This is a genomic window from Corticimicrobacter sp. (assembly GCF_040137905.1).
Classification (GTDB): domain Bacteria; phylum Pseudomonadota; class Gammaproteobacteria; order Burkholderiales; family Burkholderiaceae_B; genus Corticimicrobacter.
Window position 1 is genome coordinate 99981 of record NZ_JBEFDG010000027.1, and the last position, 14203, is coordinate 114183.

At 63.4% G+C, this 14203-nt stretch carries 15 protein-coding genes and 1 pseudogene; 11 read left to right on the plus strand and 5 right to left on the minus strand.

Going from position 1 to position 14203, the window contains the following annotated elements:
• The first annotated feature begins 147 nt into the window (after positions 1-147).
• Positions 148-1347, plus strand: a complete 1200-nt coding sequence (locus ABN482_RS04245; protein ID WP_349502811.1) for a ParB/Srx family N-terminal domain-containing protein — start codon at positions 148-150, stop codon at positions 1345-1347.
• A gap of 35 nt (positions 1348-1382) precedes the next feature.
• On the opposite strand, the gene ehuA is transcribed toward ABN482_RS04245, so the two are convergent.
• Genes ehuA through ehuB form a run of 4 tightly spaced genes read right to left on the minus strand, consistent with a single transcriptional unit; the run spans position 1383 to position 4453 of the window.
• A complete protein-coding gene (gene ehuA, locus ABN482_RS04250) occupies positions 1383-2234 on the minus strand; it encodes an ectoine/hydroxyectoine ABC transporter ATP-binding protein EhuA (protein ID WP_349502812.1) in 852 nt (283 codons plus the stop codon).
• Positions 2231-2923: an ectoine/hydroxyectoine ABC transporter permease subunit EhuD gene (gene ehuD, locus ABN482_RS04255; protein ID WP_349502813.1), complete on the minus strand. Its 693-nt coding sequence runs from the start codon at positions 2921-2923 to the stop codon at positions 2231-2233. Before ehuD ends, ehuA begins: the two co-directional genes overlap by 4 nt.
• Before the next feature lies 1 nt (position 2924).
• Positions 2925-3596, minus strand: coding sequence for an ectoine/hydroxyectoine ABC transporter permease subunit EhuC (gene ehuC / locus ABN482_RS04260; RefSeq protein WP_349502829.1), 672 nt, complete (start codon positions 3594-3596; stop codon positions 2925-2927).
• Positions 3596-4453: an ectoine/hydroxyectoine ABC transporter substrate-binding protein EhuB gene (gene ehuB, locus ABN482_RS04265; protein WP_349502814.1), complete on the minus strand. Its 858-nt coding sequence runs from the start codon at positions 4451-4453 to the stop codon at positions 3596-3598. Before ehuB ends, ehuC begins: the two co-directional genes overlap by 1 nt.
• A gap of 627 nt (positions 4454-5080) precedes the next feature.
• Between ehuB and ABN482_RS16455 the strand changes: the two are divergent.
• The 9 genes and pseudogenes from ABN482_RS16455 to cydC all read left to right on the plus strand — a co-directional run.
• A pseudogene (locus tag ABN482_RS16455) lies at positions 5081-5329 on the plus strand (methyl-accepting chemotaxis protein); the annotation flags it as partial.
• Between the two features lie 45 nt (positions 5330-5374).
• Positions 5375-5746, plus strand: coding sequence for a CZB domain-containing protein (locus ABN482_RS16460; protein WP_502877233.1), 372 nt, complete (start codon positions 5375-5377; stop codon positions 5744-5746).
• 136 nt (positions 5747-5882) lie between these two features.
• The gene (locus ABN482_RS04275) at positions 5883-6266 is read left to right on the plus strand and encodes a DUF2946 domain-containing protein (protein ID WP_349502816.1); all 384 of its coding nucleotides are present in this window, start codon (positions 5883-5885) and stop codon (positions 6264-6266) included.
• Between the two features lie 78 nt (positions 6267-6344).
• Complete coding sequence (locus tag ABN482_RS04280; protein ID WP_349502817.1) at positions 6345-7934, plus strand: cytochrome ubiquinol oxidase subunit I; 1590 nt, start codon at positions 6345-6347, stop codon at positions 7932-7934.
• 1 nt (position 7935) lies between these two features.
• Entirely contained in the window at positions 7936-9072 is a 1137-nt protein-coding gene (gene cydB, locus ABN482_RS04285; RefSeq protein ID WP_349502818.1) for a cytochrome d ubiquinol oxidase subunit II, read from the plus strand.
• An 18-nt stretch (positions 9073-9090) separates the two neighbouring features.
• Positions 9091-9195 (plus strand): cytochrome bd-I oxidase subunit CydX, encoded by a 105-nt coding sequence (cydX, locus tag ABN482_RS04290; protein ID WP_109062448.1) that lies wholly within the window; start codon positions 9091-9093, stop codon positions 9193-9195.
• Positions 9185-9784, plus strand: a complete 600-nt coding sequence (locus ABN482_RS04295; RefSeq protein WP_349502819.1) for a Crp/Fnr family transcriptional regulator — start codon at positions 9185-9187, stop codon at positions 9782-9784. Before cydX ends, ABN482_RS04295 begins: the two co-directional genes overlap by 11 nt.
• The gene (gene cydD / locus ABN482_RS04300; RefSeq protein ID WP_349502820.1) at positions 9781-11583 is read left to right on the plus strand and encodes a thiol reductant ABC exporter subunit CydD; all 1803 of its coding nucleotides are present in this window, start codon (positions 9781-9783) and stop codon (positions 11581-11583) included. The genes ABN482_RS04295 and cydD overlap by 4 nt, the downstream gene beginning before the upstream one ends.
• Positions 11567-13258: a thiol reductant ABC exporter subunit CydC gene (gene cydC, locus ABN482_RS04305; protein ID WP_349502821.1), complete on the plus strand. Its 1692-nt coding sequence runs from the start codon at positions 11567-11569 to the stop codon at positions 13256-13258. Before cydD ends, cydC begins: the two co-directional genes overlap by 17 nt.
• A 15-nt stretch (positions 13259-13273) precedes the next feature.
• Here the strand turns inward: cydC and crcB are convergent, their stop codons facing one another.
• The gene (gene crcB / locus ABN482_RS04310) at positions 13274-13651 is read right to left on the minus strand and encodes a fluoride efflux transporter CrcB (protein WP_349502822.1); all 378 of its coding nucleotides are present in this window, start codon (positions 13649-13651) and stop codon (positions 13274-13276) included.
• A 53-nt stretch (positions 13652-13704) separates the two neighbouring features.
• Here crcB and ABN482_RS04315 point away from each other — a divergent pair.
• A partial coding sequence (locus ABN482_RS04315) for a fumarylacetoacetate hydrolase family protein (protein WP_349502823.1) occupies positions 13705-14203 on the plus strand: 499 nt, incomplete at its 3' end.

Sequence of the window (14203 nt, forward strand, 5' to 3'; positions counted from 1 at the left end):
GCGCGGCCCTGAACAGTGTCAATCGGGCCGATCCCTGCCTTCTGCTCAACAGGCCGTGCCACCATGGATATGCGCCCACACCTGCTGCGGCACACACGTACAATCACCTGCACGGTCGTCCGCACCTTGGCTCATGGAACCCGCTCTATGACTGCTCCCCTACGCATGCTTGCCTCTTCTCTGGCCGCTTTACTCGTACTGGCTTTACCAGGCACCGGCAGCACGGAGCCGGCGCAGCAGGCACGTAACGCCGCGTCATCCCGGCTCGCCGGCAACATCCAGCAGGTCAGTCTGTCCGCACTGCGGCCGACGCAGGGTGCAGTGGGCCACGACCAGATTCATGCCCTCCTCGGACGCTGGCAGGGCGGTCCCATGCCGGCGGCCTGGCAGCACGAGTCGAAGCAACTCATGCGCTACCTGCGACAGACGCTGCGCAAAAAGTTCGACGATTACTGCGCCACCAATGGCCAGGGCGGCCTGGCGACAGGCGCACTGGAGGATCTCGACACGCTGTACGCCGCCCGCATCGACACACCGGCCAGCTTTGCCTGCACCGACGCGCCCGGCACCCATGCCGACGCACTCAAGACCGTCATCATCGGGCCAGGCAATGTCCTCTACCTGACCGATGGGCATCACACATTCACTTCGTTCTATGAAACCAGCGATGGCGGGCCGGACGTAGCCGTGCATGTCAGGGTTGATGCAGACTACAGCCATCTCGACCACGCCACCTTCTGGTCCCGGATGATCGCGGAGCGCAAAGCCTGGCTGCGCGACGGACACAATGTCCCGATTGCGCCAAACCGGTTGCCGACCCGCCTTGGGCTGGCTACCCCCGAGCAGCCCGATGGCCTGCAGGATGATCCATACCGCTCGCTGGTCTATTTTGCACGTCGCATCGGCTACGACAACCAGGACTTGCCGGAATTTGCAGAATTCATGTGGGCCGACTGGCTGCGCCCCCGCCTGGATCTCAGCCGCTACCGAACCTCGCCACCAGCCGCACCCGACACCATACTGGCACCGGCAGGACTTGGCAGGCGGCACCTGGCCCCCGAGGGCAGCCACGACAGCTATGCCGCAGCCGTACGCGATGCCGCACTGCTGATGAGTGCACAACCCGACGATGCCCCTGTGGCGGCAGGTTATACAGCCACCGAACTGGGCCGCATCCATCTGCAACCGGATGCGCCAACTGATTCACCCACCAGCCGGGCACGCCGCAACCTGATCGAACTGACCCGCAACAACACGCGCCTGGACGATACGCCTCGCACAGCAGGACGGCTGTGGTACGCCGTCATGTACCAGCCTGCCAGTCAGCCGGCACCGCAAAAACCTTAGTATGTATCGGGCTGGTTCGATCAGCAGGCCTGGCCTCAGCCCGGCTGCAGGCACCCGCTGAGAAATGCCTGCGTACGGGCCTCGCTGGGTGCGCTCATGATCTGTTCAGGTGGTCCCTGCTCGACGATACGTCCCTTGTCGAAAAAGCAGACCCGGTCGGAAATCTGCCGGGCAAACGCCATTTCGTGCGTAACCAGCAACATGGTCAGGTCATGTTCTCCTGCCAGTCGCTGGATGACGTTCAGCACCTCGCCCACCAGTTCGGGATCGAGCGCCGAAGTCGGCTCGTCGAACAGCATGATGCCCGGCCGCATCGCCAGCGCCCGGGCAATTGCCACGCGCTGCTGCTGTCCGCCCGACAACTGACTCGGAAACTTGTCAGCCTGGTCGGACAGCCCGACCAGTTCCAGATATTCATCCGCACGCGCCACGGCCTCGGCGCGCGACAGTCCCAGCACATGCATGGGTGCCTCGGTAATGTTGCGCCGTACGGTCATGTGGGGAAACAGGTTGAACTGCTGGAACACCATGCCCATTTCCTTGCGCATCATGCGCAGGTGTTCCTCGCCGGCCGGCACCAGCGCGCCATGGCGCTCCTCGTGCCAGAGCGGCTTGCCGGCCACATGGATCACACCGGCATCAATCTGCTCCAGTGTCATCAGGATACGCAGCACCGTGGACTTGCCTGAGCCGGACGGGCCGATGATGGTGACCTTCTCGCCCTTGCGCACCTCGAAATCGAGCGCATCAAGCACCGTCACATCACCGAATTTCTTGGTGACGGCATCGAAACGGATCACTGGCTCACGCCCAGTGGTATCCCCCTCGGCAAGTGACGACTGCCCCCCGGCGGCAACCCGGTCATTGATTGTGGAAATATCGGTCATTTCAGAGGCACCCCCTGCTTGGGCAGGCGCGCATCGAGCCAGCGCACGCCCGCAGACGCCACCAGCGTCATGATGAGATAGAGGCCGCCCACCATGGACAGCGGAATCAGGTAATCAAAGGTCCGGTCACCGATGATGCGCGCCACGTTGAGCATCTCCAGCACGGACACGACCGACAACACCGGCACATCCTTCATGATCGACACCAGGTAATTGCCCAGGGCCGGAATAATGCGCGGAATGGCCTGGGGCAGCACGATGGCCGAGAAAATCCGGCCAGCCGACAGGTCCAGGGCGCGGGCAGCCTCATACTGGCCGCGCGACACGGACTCGATGCCGGCCCGGTACACCTCGGACGTATAGGCGCTGTACTGCAGTCCCAGCGCCAGCGCCCCGGTCAGAAACGCCGGCAGCACGATGCCGTACTCGGGCAGGACGTAATACAGAAAAAACAGCTGCGCCAGCAACGGCGTATCGCGCAGGAACTCAGTGATGGCACGGGCCGGCCAGGCAATGGCGCGGCAGCGCGAGGCCTTGAGCATGGCCAGCAGCAATCCCAGAATGGCCGCCAGCACAAAGCCGACCACCGTCGCCTGCAAGGTCACGACCATGCCGCGCAGCAGGATGGGCAGGATGGACCAGGCAAAGGCCCATGCGCTACTGGTGTCCCATTCGATTCCAAACAGCATGTCAGCCTCCCGTGGCGCGCCAGCGCCCCACCGAGTGCTCGAGCAGGCGCATCAGCCCGGTCAGCACCAGCGCCATGCCGAAATACATGAGCAGCAGCAGGGTATACACGGTCGTACTGTCCTGCGTGAAATTGCGGATCTGCTCCGCCCGGAACGCCAGATCACCCAGGCTGATCAGCGATACCAGCGCCGTATCCTTGAGATTCTGCACGGCCAGGTTGCCGAAGCTTGGCATCATCTCGGGGATCGCCTGCGGCAGGCTGATGCGCCACAGCGTCTGGCGCGGCGTGAAATCAAGCGCCTTGGCCGCTTCGAGCTGAGCCGGCGGCACCGCCTGCAACGCTCCCCGCACCACTTCCGCGCCATAGGCTCCGATGTTCAGGCTGAGCGCCAGCACCCCCACCACGACAGGCGGCAGTCGCCAGTCCAGGCCCAGGGCCTGTCCCGCCAATGGCAGGGCAAAATACAGCCAGAACAGTTGCACCAGCAGCGACGTCCCGCGAAATACCTCGATCACGCAGATCGACAGCCACCGCAACCCGGGATGGGTAGCCAGCCGGCCCACGCCCAGCAGGAACGACAGCACCCCACCCAGGAGGGTCGAATACAGTGTCAGCTGTACCGTGACCCAGGCTCCCTGCAGCAGCGGATCGAGATAGTTCAGCCAGTCCATCACTCAGCGCACAACTCGGCCGTCGTGCGCTGGAGCGAGCCTTCAGCATCTGCCTCGCTGAAACCATACTCGGTCAGGATGGCACGCCACTCGGGTGTTTGCTTGAATGCCTGCAGCTCGGTATTGACCGCATCGCGCAGCTTTTCGGAACGTTGTGCAAAGGTAAACCCGCCCCAACTGCGCACCGGTTGGCCATCGACCACTGGATCACGGAAGCTGCCAGCCCCCTCGACCCGGTCGCTCTTGTCGGCCAGGCCGCTCACGGTCAGGCTGGTGGCCGCATAGGCGCTGGCACGCCCGGTCGATACCGTGGAAATGGCATCGGCATTGTTGGCGATCGTCACCATGCTGGCTTCGGGCACGCCCAGTGCCTGCAGCATTTCAAGCTGGTCGGCACCGGCCATGATAGCCACCTTCTTGCCGTTTTTTGCGAAATCCTCGTAGGCATGGATATCGTCGGGATTGCCGGCTGCCACCAGCAGGCCTTCGCCGTAGGAACTGTTGGGCTCGGAGAACAGCACCTGGCGGCAGCGCGGCGGCAGGATCGCCATTTCCGCTGCCACCATGTCGAAACGATCCGCCTGCAGGCCCGGGATCAGCGAACTGAAGCCGGTCGCCACCCATTCAATCCGGCCAATGCCGAGGCGTTCAGCGAGTTGCGCCGCGACATCGGGGCCAGCCCCCTTGGCCGTACCATCGAGGTCAATGTAGCCGTAGGGAATTTCGTTGGCGACAGCGATGCGGATAACGCCGCGCTCACGGATCTGGTCCAGGTCAGCCGCATGCGCTGTGCCTGCGACCAGAGTGGCACCCACGGCCAGGCTTCCCAGGATACGTTTGATTTTTGCTGAGTTCATGTCGAGGCCCTCCTATTTGTTCATCACAATGAATTTCTGAACAAATAATACACAGACAAATCATTTCAACTCAAATTAAATGCCTGAAGAAATTGGGCTGAATCTGCTGCAATCCCTGTCAGCATCCCTGCTCAGGGCTTTATGTTTAAAATGATGAAATAATGTTACTAAATTGAAAAAATAGGATGATTTCAATTTAGCCCCTTGCGTACAAAGACAGAACGGAGAGCAGCCAACATGTGGGTCAGCGCCAAATGGAAAAAGGAATGCCTGGAACTCAGGACCGAACTGGCGGCACTCAAGGCCGAGCTACCCACGCTGCCGATCGCCCAGTCCGGTCATGACCATGGCAGCAGTGCGGTGGGCGTGGCTGGGCTCTGCCGCAGCCAGCTCATGGGCAGCAGCATGCTGCAGAGCATCGGCGCAGGCATGGTATCGAGCGCCGACATGCTGCTGGCAGAGCGGCAGAAGCTGGCCAATCTGACCGAGATTTTCGACCAGGCCAAGGAGGCCATCCAGCGCCTGAACCGGCGCTCGGCCCTGGTCATGGAACACACGACCACCAGCACCCAGACTGCCATGACGCTGGACAGCACTGCCCAGGACATCCAGAAGCTGGTGTCGAACATCCAGGAAATCGCCGACCAGACCAACCTGCTGGCGCTTAATGCCGCCATCGAGGCCGCACGCGCCGGTCCAGCCGGTCGGGGTTTTGCGGTGGTAGCCGGAGAAGTGCGTCACCTAGCCGGCAAGGTGGCACAAGCCAGCTCGGGCATCCAGGCTCTGGTCTCGAAAGTCAGTACCGAAACAGCAGCCATTCGCAACGTCGTCGAGGCCACCACCCGCTGCGCACACGATATCGCGGCATCATCGCAACAGATCGACAGCGAGGTCGGTGCGGTAATCCACCGCTCCGAGCGGATGCAGCAGGTCATCCACCATACGACGACCGTCTCGTTCCTGAGCTCGGTCAAGCTTGACCACGCCATCTGGAAGAACCGCGTCTACCAGCACATTGTCGATGGCGATTTCAATGCCGCGCTCAGCACGCACACGGCCTGCCGTCTCGGCAAGTGGTACTACGAAGGCTATGGTGCCCAGCACTACAGCCGGCGGGCCGGTTTCGTGGCCATCGAGAAGCCACACGCCGAGGTCCACCAGCATGGCCGGGCAGCCCTTGAAGCCGCAGGCCAGGGTGACGGCGAAGGCATGCTGTCTCATCTGGTCGCCATGGAACGGGCCAGCGATCGTGTCGCACAGGCTATTGATCGACTCCAACAGGAAGTACTTTAGCCACAGACGTCAAGCCCCAAAGTAGGTCGCACATTGCGCCATCACAAACTTGAAAGCAGATTTCAGACGATTAAATGCTATTATCCTAATATATAGATAGAACCCTTCACCGCTCCGACAGGTTGCTCCTATTCTCATGCGCGCGTTCCACGCCTCTCGCCGCCTGACCGCCTGGTTTGTCTGCATCGCACTCATGCTGGGTGCCTTTGCCCCGGCAGCCATGCAGGTCCTGTCGGTCGTGGCACCTGATGCCGAGTGGGTGGAAATCTGTACCAACAGCGGCAACAAGCTGATCCGCGTCGATAGCGCCGACCAGCCCCAATCGATCATCCAGCAACACGGTACCTGTGTCTGGTGTTCGCTACATGCCGATATCGCCGTTCTGCCGGCGTATGTCGTGGCCGCCCTGCCGGCCGTCCTGCCCAGCCTGCAACTGCCTCTGCCGCAGGCCGAACGGCCGCTGCGGCCACGCTTCATCCACACCACGTTCGCGCCGCGCGGCCCCCCTGCACAGGCCTGATCCAGCCTTTCGCAACAAGGCATGCCCCGCCCCGAGCGGCCGGGCATGGCCGCCCGCCATCCCTATCAAGGATTCGCAATGAGTGAAACCATTGTTGACCTGTCACGGCTGCAATTCGCGACCGTGGCGCTCTACCACTTCCTGTTTGTTCCCCTGACGCTGGGCCTGTCATTCCTGCTGGCGATCATGGAAACCACCTATGTCATGACCGGCAAGGAAATCTACCGCGACATGACCAAATTCTGGGGCAAGCTTTTCGGCATCAACTTCGCCCTGGGGGTCACCACCGGACTGACCATGGAATTCCAGTTCGGCACCAACTGGTCCTACTACTCCCACTACGTCGGCGACATCTTCGGTGCACCGCTGGCCATCGAGGCACTGGTGGCCTTCTTTCTTGAATCGACGTTCGTCGGCCTGTTTTTCTTCGGCTGGGATCGCCTGTCCAAGGTTGGCCACCTGACCGTCACCTACCTGGTCGCCATTGGCTCCAACCTGTCCGCGCTGTTCATCCTGATTGCCAACGGCTGGATGCAGAACCCGGTGGGTGCAGAGTTCAATCCGTTCACGATGCGCATGGAAATGACCAGTTTCTGGGACATCCTGTTCAATCCGGTGGCACAGGTGAAATTCGTGCACACCGTCAGTGCCGGCTATGTCACCGCCTCGATATTCGTGCTGGGCATCAGCGCCTGGTACATCCTCAAGGGGCGCGATCTCGACTTTGCACGCCGCTCCTTCCGCATCGCCGCCTCGTTCGGCCTGGCGGCCACCCTGTCCGTGATTGTGCTGGGTGACGAGTCCGGCTATACCGCTGCCGAAACGCAACAGGTCAAGATGGCCGCAATGGAGGGCATGTGGAAGACCGAGCCGGCACCGGCCGGCCTGACTCTGTTCGGTATCCCCGACCAGGAAAACCAGACCACGCGGGCCGCCATCCATATCCCCTGGGTCTTGGGCCTGATCGGCACGCGCAGCCTCGACACCGAGATTCCCGGCCTGGATCAGCTCGAGCAACGCATCGCTGCCCGCATCGCCCGCGGCGCAATGGCCGTATCCACACTGGAAGCCCTGCGTGCCGACCGTGAGAATCCGGAACTGCTCAAGCGCTTCGAACTGTTCCGCGACGACCTGGGCTATGGCCTGTTGCTCAAGCGCTATACCAACGATGTCAGCCAGGCTACGCCCAAGATGATGCAGGCAGCCGTCAAGGATGCTGTCCCCCGCGTCGCCCCGCTCTTCTGGAGCTTTCGCATTATGGTGGGGCTGGGCTTTTTCTTCCTGCTGCTGATAGGCCTGTCGTTCTGGCATGCAGCGCGCGGCACGTTCGAACAGCAGCCACGCCTGCTCAAGACGCTGCTCTACAGCATCCCCCTGCCCTTCCTGGCGTGTGAAATGGGCTGGTTCCTGGCCGAATATGGCCGCCAGCCCTGGTCGATCGAAGGCGTATTGCCCACCTTCCTGTCGGCATCCGACCGGACTGCCACCGAACTCATTCTCTCGATTTCAGGCTTCGTGCTGTTCTACACCATCCTGCTGATCGTCGAGTTGTACCTGATGTTCAAGTTTGCGCGCCTCGGGCCTTCCAGCCTGGGCACCGGCAAGTACCACGGCGAACGTCCGGAACCGGCCCCCCAACTGACCCGCCCTGCGGCACAGGAGGTTTGACATGATTGACTACGAGATCCTCAAGATTATCTGGTGGCTGCTGGTCGGCATCCTGATGCTGGGCTTCGCCTTCATGGACGGCCACGACATGGGCGTCGGCACACTGCTGCCCTTCGTGGCCCGCAAGGACGAAGAGCGCCGGGTGCTGCTCAACAGCGTCGGCCCCCACTGGGATGGCAACCAGGTCTGGTTCATCACGGCGGGCGGCGCGCTGTTCGCTGCCTGGCCGCTGGTCTACGCCACGGCCTTCTCGGGCTTTTACTTCGCCATGATGGCCGTGCTCTGGGCCATGTTCTTCCGGCCGGTCGGTTTCGACTACCGCAGCAAGATCGAGGACCCGCGCTGGCGTGCGACCTGGGACTGGGGCATCTTCGCCGGCAGCGCCATCCCGTCGCTGCTGTTCGGCGTCGCGCTGGGCAATGTGCTGCAGGGTGTGCCTTTTTCCTATGACGACACAATGATGATGCGCTATACCGGCAGCTTCTGGGCACTGCTCAATCCGTTCGCCCTGCTGGCCGGGGTCGTCAGCCTGAGCATGATCATCGCCCACGGAGCCAACTACCTGCTGATGCGTACCGAAGGCGTCATCCAGGCGCGGGCTCGTCGCGCGTCACAGATCGCCGTCATCGTCATGCTGGCAGGATTCGCAGTGGGCGGCCTGTGGGTCGGCTCGCTGCCCGGCTACGTGATTACCTCGTCACTTGACCCGGCAGCGCTGCTGAGCCCGCTTGACAAGGAAGTCGCCCTGCAGACCGGCGCGCTGCTCAACAACTTCCGGGCGCATCCCGTTCTGTGGCTGATCCCGGCCCTGGGCTTTCTCGGCGGGCTGGCCAGCCTGCTGTTCGCCAGCCTGCGCCGCAATGTCTGCGCCTTCATCGCCACCGGCGTGGCCGAGCTGGGGATCATCTTCACGGCCGGCGTGGCCCTGTTCCCGTTCGTCCTGCCCTCGAGCAGCCATCTTGCCAGCAGTCTGACCCTGTGGGATGGCGTCTCGAGCCACCGCACCCTCAACATTATGTTCTGGGTGGCCATAATCATGACGCCGATCATTATCAGCTACACAAGCTGGGCGTATCGTGTCATGCGTGGCAAAGTCACCGTTGAGCACATCCGTGCCAACGAACACAGCGTTTATTGATCGAAAGGAGCGTGCATCATGTGGTACTTTACCTGGATTCTGGGCACTGCCGCCGCCATCCTGTTCGCGGTCGTCAACGCTATGTGGCTGGAGGCGCAGGAGGAAAAACGCCGTGGCAACTAAACCGCATCGCATCACACGTCCGGGACAGATCACACACCCGGTATCCGCCACGCGCTATGTCCGGCGCGGCGGCGAAATCTGCCGCCCTGGTGCGGCAGGCCGCCCATGGCGGGTCCTGCAGGGCAGCATCCGACTCGACCATGTCGTCGACGATGAGCACGCCCTGGCTGGACTGGCCGTGGCCGGCGACATCATCGGACTGGAAACACTGCTCGACAATCGCTACCGCTACCAGGCGTCGGCACTGGTATCCTGCCAATTGGAGCCATGGTATCCGGATACGGTCGAAGAACCGGCGCAGGCCTCGCTGCAATGGCTGATTGCCAGCCAGGCTCGCACCGTCGACATGCTGGCATTGCGGATCGGACGGGCCCATGAGCGGATATGCCGCCTGTTCGCCATGCTGGGTCACATGCCCGTGGAACTGCCCCGACTGCGCGATATCGCCGAAATCACCGGTCTGGTGAAGGAAACGGTTTCACGCACCATGACCGAGCTGCACGCACAGGGCCTGCTCCGGCAGGATGTCCGCCCCAGGCAGACCCGCGTGCGACGTTGCAGCAGCCACGACGCCATCATGTACGCATGAGCGGCGGCCCGGCCAGAGACCGCACCAAACAGGCGCAACGCTGGTTGCGTAGCTGTGTCCAGGCCGGCAATGCCGGTGCCTGGAATGGGATTGCCATCCTGGCCGGGGCCATCCAGACCCTGGCTGCCATTGCCCAGGCCGGCATACTGGCCTGGCTGCTGCATGGCCTGATCATCCTGCGTCTGCCCTGGGCAGAATTGGCAGCCGCCTGGTATGCATGGCCTGCCAGCATTGCCGTGCGGGCATTGGCCGGTGTCGTTCGCGAATATGCCGGCCAGCGCGTCTCGGCCCGGATACGCCAGCATGTCCGTACGCAACTGCTGGCCCGCCTGCACCAGCTGGGTCCTGCCTGGCGCGAACAGCAACAAAGTGGTGCCCTGAGCAACCTGCTGCTCGAGCAGACCGATGCCCTCGATGGCTACTTTGCGCGCTACCGGCCACAACAGTGGCTGGCTGTCGTCGCACCGGTCCTGATCCTGCTGGCGGTGCTGCCGCGCAGTTGGGCAGCCGCCGCCATCCTGCTGCTGACGGCACCGCTGATCCCGGTCTTCATGATTCTCGTGGGCTGGGGTGCCCAGGCACGCCAGACCCGGCAATTCATGGCGCTCAAGCGCATGAGCGGCTATTTTCTGGACGTTCTGCGCGGCCTGCCGACACTCCGTTTGCTCGACGCGCATGGCCGCCAGGCCGAACGCATCGCCCGCACGGCCGAAGACTTCCGCATCCGCACCATGAGCGTGCTGCGACTGGCTTTCCTGTCCGGCACTGTGCTCGAATTCTTCTCGTCCGTCGCCATTGCGCTGACGGCCGTCTATCTGGGCTTCAGCCTGCTGGGGCATCTGGACTTCGGTTACTACGGCCATGCCCCCGACCTGCAACTGGCATTTTTCATCCTGCTGCTGGCCCCCGAATACTATCAGCCACTGCGCGACCTCGGCACGCACTACCATGCCCGCGCCGAGGCACTGGCTGCCGCCGAGGCGCTGCAGGAGGTATTGCCCGGCGAACCGACCGTCCCTGAGGCAGGAAACACTTCCCTCACCGCGCCGGCGGATCTTGCTGCGCCCCATGCAACACGTCCAGCCCGGCAAGTTGGAGGCATGGTGCCGCCATCCGGTGCGCCCAGCCTGCAACTCGACAACCTGAGCTTTGCCTATCGGCCTGGCGAGCCTGTGCTCGCACACCTGGATCTGCAAGTCGAGCCGGGTGCAGCGATTGCCATCGTCGGCCCCTCCGGCGGCGGCAAGAGCACCCTGTTGCGCCTGCTGTCCGGGCAACTGGCACCCGACGCCGGCAGGATCGAGATCAATGGCGTGGCATTGTCGGCCATCGACTTGCCGGCCTGGCGTGAGCGTATCGGCTGGATGGGGCAGCACCCCGCCGTACTGGCTACGTCCCTGGCCGAGAACCTGCGCGTCGCCCGGCACGATGCCTCAGAGAGCGCACTGACCGAAGCACTGGCCTTTGCAGGTCTGGCCGACTGGCATGCCTCCCTTCCTGCCGGACTGGACACGCAACTGGGAGAGGGCGGACGCCGACTGTCGGGAGGGCAGGTCCGCCGCCTGGCACTGGCCCGCCTGGCACTGCGCCCGGCTGAGCTGCTGCTGCTGGACGAACCGACTGCCAGTCTGGACGAAGATACCGAGCAACTGATTGTCGAGCGGCTGCAGCTGTTGCGCCAGGGCCGCACCCTGGTGCTGCTGACGCATCGCCGAGCCCCGCTGGCCTGCGTCGATAGCGTGTACCGACTCAACCAGCATCGGCTGATCAAGGAGGAAACGCATGCGCCAGCGCTCTGATGCCGCCATCCTTCTGCCCTATATCCGCCGAATGTCCGGCCGGCTGTTCTGGCTGCTGGGTTCACTGATCCTGATGCTGGCGACGCTGGCCGGCAGCATGGGGCTGCTCAGCCTGTCCGGCGGCTTCCTGACGGCAACGGCCATTGCCGGCCTCTCACCGGTCACGGCCATGGCGTTCAATTTCTTCCTGCCGGGCGCAGGCGTACGCTTCTTTGCCATCCTGCGCACAGCCAGCCGCTGGGGTGAACGCGTGGTGACCCACGAGGCCACCTTCAGGCTGATCGCCGGCCTGCGGCTCTGGCTCTACCGTCGCATCAGTCCGCTGGCCCCCAGCCAGCTCGGCCGCTGGCATGGCGGCGAATTGCTGAACCGGCTGATCCGGGATGTCGATGCGCTCGACAACCTCTATCCACGCCTGCTGCTGCCCATGGTCGCCGCAGGTTTCATGCTGGGCCTGGCCGGCCTGCTGGCCACTTTCATGCTCCCCGCACTGGCCCCTATTGCCTGGCTGCCCTTTATCCTGGCGATGGGGATCATCCCGCTGCTGGGCTGGCTGCTGGGCCGCCATATCGCTCCCGCGCGCCTGATCCGTCACGCAGCATTGCGGCGCAGCCTGCTCGATTGCAGCGATGGTCTGGATGATCTCATCCTGCACACAGCGGCCTGGCAGCGCCAGCTCGATCGCACGCTGGCCGCCAGCCAGGCCTGGCTGACGCTGCAGATGCAGTTTGCCCTGCGCGGTGCCTGGCTGCAGGCCGGCACGCAAATGGCAGTCGGCCTGTGTGCCTGGGCCGCCTTCGGCCTGGGGGCCTCGCTGCTGGTTGATGACGCTGGCGTCAGCCAGATCGACGGTCCCTGGCTGGCGGCGATCATCCTGCTTTGCCTGGGCAGCATGGAAGCCCTGCAGCAACTTCCTGGTGCCTGGCTCGAACTGCCCGGCACGGCCGCCGCCGCGCGCCGACTGGATGAACTGGCCTGCACCACACCCCGGCCGGCCTTCCCCGAGCGAGGGGCAAAGCCCGACGGCTACGACCTGCAGGCCCATGCCGTCACGTTCAGGTGGCCGAATGGACCTACCGTGCTGGACGGCCTGGATCTGGACGTTCCTTACGGTACGCATCTGGCACTGCTGGGCCCCAGCGGCTGCGGCAAGTCCACCCTTTCACAATTGCTGGCCCGCCTGGAAGACCCGGACAGCGGCGACATCCTGCTTGGCGGCATGCCGCTGCAGGCGTTCGACGAGTCCACCCTGCGCCATCTCATTGCCTGTGCGCCGCAGGACGCCTGGGCGCAGACCGCCACGCTGGCCGACAACCTGCGCCTGGCCGCCCCCGATGCCAGCGATGCGGACCTGCATGCCGTGCTGGCCCTGGTCGGACTGGACGAGACGGTATGCAACTGGCAGGACGGACTGGAAACCTGGGTTGCAGAAGGAGGAGCCAGCCTTTCGGGAGGCCAGCGCAAGCGACTGGCCATGGCCCGTACGTTGTTGCGCAATGCCCCCATCACAATTCTGGACGAACCCACCGAAGGGCTGGATACCCCTTCCGCACAGGCATTGACGACGCGCATCAGCCAGCACCTGGAGGGACGTACCCTGATCTGGATCACGCACCGGACCATCGGGCTGGAGGCCTTCGATCGCACGCTCACGATGACGCCCGTACAGGGCTAGCTGCGCAGAAGGCAGTCAGGCAAGCCGCATCAGTGCCATGCCGGCCCACAGTGCCAGCACCGACAGCACGACAGAGGCCACGACATACAACACGGCCAGCATCAGTTGGCCGCGCTCGAACAGCATGACCGTTTCCAGAGAGAACGCCGAAAAAGTCGTGAAGCCTCCCAATATCCCCGTCGTCAGGAACAGGCGCAGCCCCGCATGAGTCGCCCCCATGCGCTGCACCAGCCACTCGACCACCATGCCCATCAGCAGCGAACCGACGACATTGATGGTCAATGTGCCGACTGGAAATCCCTGTGCCCATCCGGTACGCAGCGCCACCATATTCAGGGCATGCCGCGCCATACCACCCAGACCTGCACCGATGAAAACAAAAAAGTAGTTCATCCTGCGCTCCGTTTTGGGTATCGTACTGCACATCGTTTCATCAGGAGCCCGTCATGTCCGAGTTTGTCATCGTCCCGCCCACAGTGCCTGCCGTCGCCGTCCACGGCCAGACAGCGCGCTTTCCCCTGCGTCGTGTTTTCTGCGTGGGTCGCAATTACGCCGACCACGCAAGGGAGATGGGCCACGATCCTGATCGCGAGCCGCCATTCTTCTTCGGCAAGCCGGCCGATGCCATCGTGCCGGCCACCGGCACCATCGCCTACCCGCCGCTGACCTCGGACTTCCACCATGAAGTCGAACTGGTTGTCGCCATCGGCACCGGCGGCATCAACATCCCCACCGAACAGGCCCTGCAGCACGTCTGGGGTTATGGCGTGGGTGTCGACCTGACGCGCCGCGACCTGCAGGCCATCGCCAAGAAGCAGGGCCGCCCCTGGGACTGGGCCAAGGGCTTTGACGCCTCCGGCCCCGTGACCGCGCTGCACCCCGTATCGGAAACCGGACACCCGGACGACGCCCGCATCTGGCTCAGCGTCAACGGCGAAATCCGCC